This is a genomic window from Paenibacillus wynnii (assembly GCF_030812855.1).
Lineage (GTDB): Bacteria > Bacillota > Bacilli > Paenibacillales > Paenibacillaceae > Paenibacillus_AQ > Paenibacillus_AQ wynnii_A.
In genome coordinates, this window is record NZ_JAUSTK010000045.1 from 24,390 (window position 1) to 32,477 (window position 8,088).

Consider the following 8,088-nt stretch of genomic DNA (forward strand, 5'->3'; position numbering starts at 1 on the left):
TTTCGTGCACCTAAAAGCCGATCTGGGGCTGTTAGTTGGGCAAATCCGGGTTTTTAATTGCACAGAATACAGCTATTTCTCTATTAGCCGAAATGGAAATCGTTATAGGTGTATGATGTGCAACTAAATACAAAAAGGGCCTACCAATTTTTATTGGCACGCCCTTTTTGCATCTATACCCTGCTAGCCGCACTTTCCAGAACCGGGAGCCGCAATGGGCTGCCGATCTCCACAGGGGTTTGGCCCCTGCTCTGCAGGCCTCCGGCAATCGACATCATCAGCTTGATCCGGTTCGTCTGGTTCACTATGCTGACTCCCGCATCATAATCAATAGCCGCGATGTTGGCACCCGGATAAAGCTCCTTAAGTCCTTTGATCATCCCACGGCCTGTAATATGGTTAGGCAGACAAGCGAACGGCTGAATACAAACGATATTGTTAACCCCATGATCAAGCAGCTCCATCATCTCAGCCGTTAGAAACCACCCTTCACCCATCTGATTGCCCACGGACACCAGACGGCTCGCTTTTTCGGCCAAACCGTAGATGTTTTCGCGGCCTTTAGTCAGCTTGGCATCTTCAAGCGCTGTTTTAATCGGCCTCCGATACATTTCCAGATAAGAGATCAACAATGGATTAATATAGCCGAGTTTTTTGCTTTTACCAAACTGCTCTGCTTTGTAGATAGGGTTGTAGAGGCAGTAGAAGATAAAATCCAGGAAATCCGGCATGACTGCTTCTCCGCCCTCAGACTCAATCAGCTCTACGATCTGATTATTAGCATCCGGATGGAACTTAATTAGGATTTCACCAACGATACCTACTTTAGGTTTAACCTCAGCCACCACAGGCAACTTGCTGAACTCCGAGACGATATCACGAATCAGCCGCTTGTATTCCCGGAACGAAAAGGACGACAAGCTGTCTTTGCATCGATCCATCCCTTTGCGGAATAAAGCCTGCGCGCTGCCCGGCAGCAGCTCATAAGGTCTGAAACGGTATAACATACGCATCATGAGGTCACCATAGCATGCGGCCGCAATAAGCCGATTAGCTAGCTTAAGGTTAATACGGAAGCCCGGCTGGTTCTCCATACCTGACGCATTAAGAGAAATGACCGGGATTTGCCCCAGACCCGAATCCTTCAAAGCCTTACGCAGCAATGCAATGTAATTAGTCGCCCGGCAGCCTCCGCCGGTCTGCGACATAATTACCGCTGTACAATTCGCATCATAATCTCCGCTTTTCAGAGCGGATAATATCTGCCCTATCGTTACAATCGCAGGATAGCAGGCGTCATTATTTACAAACTTCAGCCCTTCCTCCGTCTCCTCGGGGCCCGTTGTCTCCAGAATCTTCAGGCGATATCCGGCATCTTGGAATACCCGCTCGAACAATTCGAAATGAACGGGGGACATTTGCGGAGCCAGGATCGTATAGGTTGCCTTCATTTCCTTGGTGAACGGTACATTTAATTGCTCTTTGAAGAGCTGCTGAGGCTGCAGTTTACTTTTGTCCCGCTCGCGCATTGCCGCCAGCAAAGAACGCAGCCGGATCCGTGCCGCACCGAGATTACTGATCTCGTCAATTTTGATCAGAGTGTATACTTTATTATTTCGCTCCATAATTTCCTGAACCGCATCACAGGTAATTGCATCAATACCGCAGCCAAAGGAGGTCAGTTGCACCAGCTCCAGATCATTTCTGGTTGCGGCGAGACGGGCTGCCCGGTACATCCGAGCATGATAGGTCCACTGATTCACAACACTCATTTCGCCTTCGCTTTGATCCAGATGACATACCGAGTCCTCAGTCAGCACGGCAAGCCCCATTCCGGTAATCAGTTCCGCCAGACCATGATTGATTTCGGGGTCGGCATGATACGGATGTCCGCAGAGCAATATTCCTTTGGTACCGCTGCTCGTCAGATAAGCCAGCGTCTCCTCACCTTTGGTTCGAACATCGTCCTTGGCTCGATTCGCTTCCAGCAGACCTGCTTGAACAGCAGCCGAAATCTCTTCCTTGGGAATGTGTGTAAATGTCCTAGCCAATCCTTTGGTTAATGCGGATATATCGTCAAAGGTCAGGAACGGGCTGACCATAGGGACTCCGCCTTCTTTTAACCCATCCATATTGTTGCGGATAACTTCCGGATAGGATGCAACCACGGGGCAGTTAAAATGGTTGTGTGCAGCCTCATCCTCTTTCTTCTCATAAACCACAGCAGGGTAAAAAATAAAATCGACACCTTGACCGATCAGACTCTGCACATGTCCGTGAGCCATTTTTGCGGGATAGCAAATGGATTCTGAAGGAATAGTATCCATACCACTCTCGTACAGCTTCTTGCTCGATATCGGAGAAAGAACCGCTCGATAACGCAATGAGGTAAAAAAGGCGTGCCAGAACGGGTAATTCTCAAACATATTCATCGTACGCGGCAACCCTACAGTTCCACGATCCGCCTGTGTTAACGGTAACGCCTCATAGTCAAAGAACCGGTCATACTTGTATTGCATGAGGTTCGGCAGAACATTCTTTTCTTTCTTCCGGCCTGCGCCGCGTTCACAGCGGTTCCCGGTAACGTGAAAGCTCTTATCCGGAAACCGGCTGATGGTCAGCGCACAATTGTTGCTGCAGCGCCCACACCGGCCTGGGGTTACCTGATAAGTGAAATTTTCCAGTTCCTCCGGCTTCAGCAGTGTACTTATGCCTGCATCCCCCACCTGTTCTCTCGCAAGAATAGCGCAGCCATAGGCTCCCATAACTCCGGCAATATCCGGACGCACTACGGTTCGTCCGGTCAGGCTCTCAAAGGCACGCAGGACGGCTTCGTTATAGAAAGTTCCGCCCTCAACGATGATGTTTTCCCCTAGATCCTCAGGGTTGCGGATTTTGATTACCTTTTGCAGGGCATTCTTGACCACAGAATAAGCAAGCCCAGCTGATAAATCAGCTAAGGATGCGCCTTCCTTCTGCACCTGCTTCACTTTCGAATTCATAAATACGGTACAGCGCGAACCCAGGTTTACCGGTTGGGTTGCTTCGAGCGCAGACTCGGCAAATTCTTCGATTCCAAGATCCAAAGCGGAGGCAAAACTCTCCAGAAAAGAACCGCAGCCCGCAGAGCAGGCCTCGTTCAGCATAAGGCTATCGATCGCCCCGCCGCGAATTTTGATACACTTCATGTCCTGTCCGCCAATATCGAGGATAAAGTCAACCTTCGGCATGAACTTAGAGGCGGCTTTGAAATGCGCTACAGTCTCCACTTCGCCACCGTCTGTTTTAAGAGCAGATTTAATTAGCCCTTCCCCGTAACCCGTGGCACAGCTTCCTGCAATATAGCAGCCTTCGGGCATGATTTGATATATTTCCTTCAATGCATCAGTGACCGAATGCAGCGGGTTACCTTTATTGCTTCCATAAAAAGTATGGAGAATTTCATCCTGTGAACCTGTAAGCACCAGCTTAGTTGTCGTAGAACCGGCATCAATGCCCAAATAACAAGCTCCACGATAGGAAGCCAAGTCCGCCCGGGGGGCTGATGCTTTTCCATGTCTAATTCTGAACTCCACCAAATCATCCAACGTCTCAAAAAGCGGCGGCAATTCAGCATCCAGATTCCGGTCACCGGAGAAATCCACGGCAGTTATCCGCTCCAGCCACGCCCCCACATTCATAACAACAGGCTCTGTAATAGATAATGCCGAACCAATAGCAACAAAATACTGAGAACGTTCCGGAAAAAGAATATCACTTTCCGATAAACCCAACGTTACTGCAAACCGAGCCCGAAGCTGGGGCAAAAAGGTGAGCGGACCCCCAAGAAAGGCTACCTTGCCGCGAATAGGACGTCCGCAGGCCAGTCCGCTGATCGTCTGATTTACGATACTCTGAAAAATAGATGCAGCTATATCCTCACGGCGTGCCCCTTCGTTGAGCAGTGGTTGGACATCGCTTTTAGCAAATACACCACAACGCGAGGCAATTGGATATAGGGTCTCATGCTTCGCAGCCAACTCATCCAAGCCCCCGGGATCCGTCTGCAGCAGGGATGCCATTTGGTCAATGAACGCACCTGTACCTCCCGCGCAGGCATTGTTCATCCGCTGTTCGATGCCACCGCTCAGATAAATAATTTTGGCATCCTCACCGCCAAGCTCAATGGCTGTATCGCACTCCGGAATTCGCTCATGGATTGCTTTTGTACAAGCAATGACCTCCTGAACAAACGGAATGCCTCCCAGTTTAGATAGGGACAACCCTGAGGAACCGCTTACAACCAGTGCTGCCTCTCTCCCTGGAAACCTGCCGCCTACGTCTGACAACAGAGAGAGGACTGCCTTTTTAATATCACTATAGTGTCTTACATAGTCCTGATAAATAATAGAATGTTGCTCCATGACAACCAATTTAGCTGTAGTTGAACCGATATCAAGCCCGATACGCAGCATCATCACTCCATCACCATGCCTTGTTACAAATTTGAAGTAATATGAGCAACTATATCATGGGAGAGCAGGGCTTTAGCTGTTAAAAATGTAACAGACTTTTAGAAAATTTTACCACCATACCTTATTTCAAATCCAGAAGTTCTACCGCTGCTTCAACATGTCCCTTCACGCGTACCTTGCGCCATTCTTGTTTCAATACACCTTCTTCATCGATGAGGAATGTTGAACGAACGATACCCATAAATTCCTTGCCATATAACTTCTTAAGCTGCCACACTCCAAACATTTCACTCACCTTATGATCCTCATCCGAGAGCAGCAGAAAGGGCAGTTCATTTTTAGCTATAAATTTAGTATGGGACTCGAGGCGATCTGGACTAATCCCTAGAATCACCGCCCCCTTGATGGTAATCTGATCGTGGACATCACGAAATTCACAGGCCTCTTGGGTGCAGGCTGGCGTCATATCTTTAGGGTAAAAATAGAGGATAATCTTCTGTCCCCGGTATTGGCTGAGGCTCACCTGATTCCCGTCAGAAGCGGGAAGTGTAAAGTCCGGTACGGTATCTCCGATAGTTATAGTGTTCATATTAGGTGTTCACTCCTTCAAAATTAAGACCCAAACCGCTAAGCACTTGCGAAACTTTTGCCGAAATTGATTGTATACTTAAAAGAAATTATAATGTAAGGAATGTAAATGCGAAAGGAAGAACGAGAAATGCCGCCAAGAACGAAAAGACATGCAAAAACAAAAACAACCAAATCTAAAAAACCGCTGCTCTGGACTCTCGCTATAATCCTTCTAATCATCATCGGCTTCGCAGTTTATTTTTTCGGTTCTATTGTTAACGGTCTGGACAACTTCAATAAGAAAGGCGATAACTCACCTTTTAAAGATGTTGTTGAGTCCGTAGACGTTAAGACCCCTGAACCTCCAAAATGGGAGGGTACAGAATCCGTGAATATTCTGCTGATGGGTGTGGATGCACGCGGAGTTAAAAAAGGTGAGGTTCCCCGTTCTGATACAATGCTGGTTGCTTCCTTGGACCCGGTAAAGAAGAAGTTCTATGTATTCTCCATTCTTCGTGATACTTATGTATCTATTCCGGGGTATGATAAAGATCGTATCAATACAGCGATTACTCACGGATCCAATGTAGCGATGCAGACCGTTGGCGAATTGCTTGGGATTCCGATTCAATATTACGTATATACCGACTTTCAAGGCTTCATTAAGCTGATTGATGAGATCGGCGGCATTGATTATGAAGTCGAGAAGGACATGCTCTATAAGACCAAAGCCGACGGGCCGGAATATGATATTGATCTGAAAAAAGGCTTTCAACATCTGGATGGCAATATGGCTCTGCAATATGTTCGCTTCCGCCACGACGCTACCTCCGACTTCACCCGGACCCAGCGCCAGCGTGGATTTCTCAAGGCTGTAGCAGACAAGATGAAGAGTACTACCTCTCTAATCAAGCTGCCATCGATCCTCTCGGCGGTCAATCCTTATGTGGATACGAACTTGTCCGTAAACGATATGTGGAAGCTGGCCAACTTGGGATATAAGAGCAGCATGGGCGGCAGTGAGCAGATTCCCCCAATGGACCTGCTAGTGGAAGAAAAGACTCGCGGCGGTTCCGCAGTAATCGGAATAAGAAGTACCGAGGAACTGAAGCAATTTGTGCAGGATACGATGACTGATCCATTGCCAACTGCTTCTCCTGAAGCAACTGACGCTGGCAGTACTACACAATCAAGCAATTAGATTATAGACAGGACTTAAAACGGGCGGACGGCGGCGGTGACTGCAGTTCGCCCGTTCCCCTGCCTTCTAACATGGACAAATGAAAGGATGATAAATCAATGAACCGTTCTACATCTGAGGAATTATATCAGGAAGCCCTTCAACATATCGTAGGAGGTGTCAACAGCCCCTCACGATCATTCAAGGCCGTCGGAGGCGGAGCACCTGTATTTATGAAACGCGGCAGCGGAGCACACTTTTGGGATGAAGATGGCAACAAATACATAGATTACTTGGCCGCTTACGGCCCGATTATTACCGGTCACGCTCATCCTCACATTACCGCAGCCATCACTGAGGCAGCAGAGAATGGGATACTTTACGGAACTCCAACTCGACTAGAAATTAAACTTGCCAAAATGCTCAAAGAAGCCATCCCTTCGATGGATAAAGTACGGTTCGTCAACTCCGGTACTGAAGCCGTTATGACTACGATCCGTGTAGCCCGTGCTTACACTAAACGCAGCAAAATTGTTAAGTTCGCCGGCTGTTACCATGGTCATTCCGACCTTGTGCTTGTTGCAGCAGGCTCCGGGCCTTCTACACTGGGCATCCCCGACAGCGCCGGGGTTCCGCAAAGTATCGCCCAAGAAGTGATTACTGTCCCTTTCAACGACCTTGATGCTCTGCGTGAAGCGCTGGAGAAATGGGGCGAGGAAGTTGCAGCAGTTATGGTGGAGCCTATCGTCGGCAACTTCGGTATGGTTATGCCTAAGCCCGGCTTTCTAGAGGGGCTCTGCAAGCTTACGCATGATAACGGCTCACTTGTGATCTACGATGAGGTGATTACCGCCTTCCGCTTCCACTATGGCTCGACACAAACCTATGCTGAATTGGACAACCATGAGGACATCATTCCTGATCTGACGGCACTGGGCAAAATCATCGGCGGCGGCCTGCCTATCGGTGCTTACGGCGGACGTAAGCACGTTATGGAACAGGTTGCCCCGCTCGGCCCTGCTTATCAGGCCGGTACCATGGCGGGAAATCCCGCTTCCATATCAGCGGGCATCGCCTGTCTCGAAGTCCTTCGGGGTGAGGGAGTATACGAAGAAATGGAACGGCTGGCGATTCGCTTGATCGATGGACTTCAGGCGTCAGCTGCGCGCCACGGCATACCGCTAACCATCAATCGTATACGCGGCGCTTTTTCTACCCATTTCTGCGATCACCCAATTACCGATTATGAGGAAGCTCAGGATACGGACGGCGAGATGTTCGCCAGCTTCTTCCGCCACATGCTGAACCGCGGCATTAACCTGGCCCCGTCCAAATATGAAGCATGGTTCCTCACTACGGAGCATACAGACGAAGATATTGATGCAACGCTCGAAGCGGCCGAGGACTCCTTCCGCGCTATGGAGGCGGAGAGATAAAATAAGGGCTATTGGGGCGGAACCGTGCCACTTTGGCGGATTCTAGTGTATTTTTACATTTAAATTAGCCGATACGTGCCACTTCAGTAAATTCTAGTGTACTTATGCATTTGAATTCGCAGATACGTGCCACTTCAGCTGATTCTAGTGTACTTATGCATTTGAATTCGCAGATACGTGCCACTTTGGCGGATTCAAGTGTATTTTTACATTTGAATTAACTGAAACATGCCACTTGGGCGATAGCGTCAAGAAGTTTGTGTATGAGAGTAGAAGTATCTCCTCCGGTATCCGCGACCAAATACGGCAAATCGTCTAACTACATGGGTTTCAATATATATAGTTGCACAAAGGAGTCAATTTCATAATTCAATTTGCTAAATATTAAGACTTAGCCAAAATCTGAGGTCATTTTTTTAATTTAGGCCACTTGCTGGGATTTGCTCAA

At 48.4% G+C, this 8,088-nt stretch carries 4 protein-coding genes; 2 read left to right on the forward strand and 2 right to left on the reverse strand.

All coding sequences use genetic code 11. The features are described 5' to 3' along the window. Positions 1 to 173: 173 nt before the first annotated feature. Positions 174 to 4,457 (reverse strand): 2-hydroxyacyl-CoA dehydratase, encoded by a 4,284-nt coding sequence (locus tag J2T20_RS24655; protein ID WP_307592498.1) that lies wholly within the window; start codon positions 4,455 to 4,457, stop codon positions 174 to 176. A 118-nt stretch (positions 4,458 to 4,575) separates the two neighbouring features. Next, positions 4,576 to 5,043: a thioredoxin-dependent thiol peroxidase gene (gene bcp / locus J2T20_RS24660; protein WP_307592499.1), complete on the reverse strand. Its 468-nt coding sequence runs from the start codon at positions 5,041 to 5,043 to the stop codon at positions 4,576 to 4,578. A 129-nt stretch (positions 5,044 to 5,172) separates the two neighbouring features. Here bcp and J2T20_RS24665 point away from each other — a divergent pair, with 129 nt between their 5' ends. Together J2T20_RS24665 and J2T20_RS24670 are read left to right on the forward strand one after the other, a co-directional pair. Next, a complete protein-coding gene (locus J2T20_RS24665) occupies positions 5,173 to 6,225 on the forward strand; it encodes an LCP family protein (RefSeq protein WP_307592502.1) in 1,053 nt (350 codons plus the stop codon). Positions 6,226 to 6,323: 98 nt separating this feature from the next. Continuing rightward, positions 6,324 to 7,640 (forward strand): glutamate-1-semialdehyde 2,1-aminomutase, encoded by a 1,317-nt coding sequence (locus tag J2T20_RS24670; RefSeq protein WP_307592504.1) that lies wholly within the window; start codon positions 6,324 to 6,326, stop codon positions 7,638 to 7,640. The last annotated feature ends 448 nt before the right edge of the window (positions 7,641 to 8,088 follow it).

Bases quoted from the DNA above. Each gene is read 5' to 3' on its own strand.
- bcp (WP_307592499.1), bottom strand. From the start codon at position 5,043: ATGAACACTATAACTATCGGAGATACCGTACCGGACTTTACACTTCCC.
- J2T20_RS24670 (WP_307592504.1), top strand. From the start codon at position 6,324: ATGAACCGTTCTACATCTGAGGAATTATATCAGGAAGCCCTTCAACAT.
- J2T20_RS24655 (WP_307592498.1), bottom strand. From the start codon at position 4,457: ATGATGCTGCGTATCGGGCTTGATATCGGTTCAACTACAGCTAAATTG.
- J2T20_RS24665 (WP_307592502.1), top strand. From the start codon at position 5,173: ATGCCGCCAAGAACGAAAAGACATGCAAAAACAAAAACAACCAAATCT.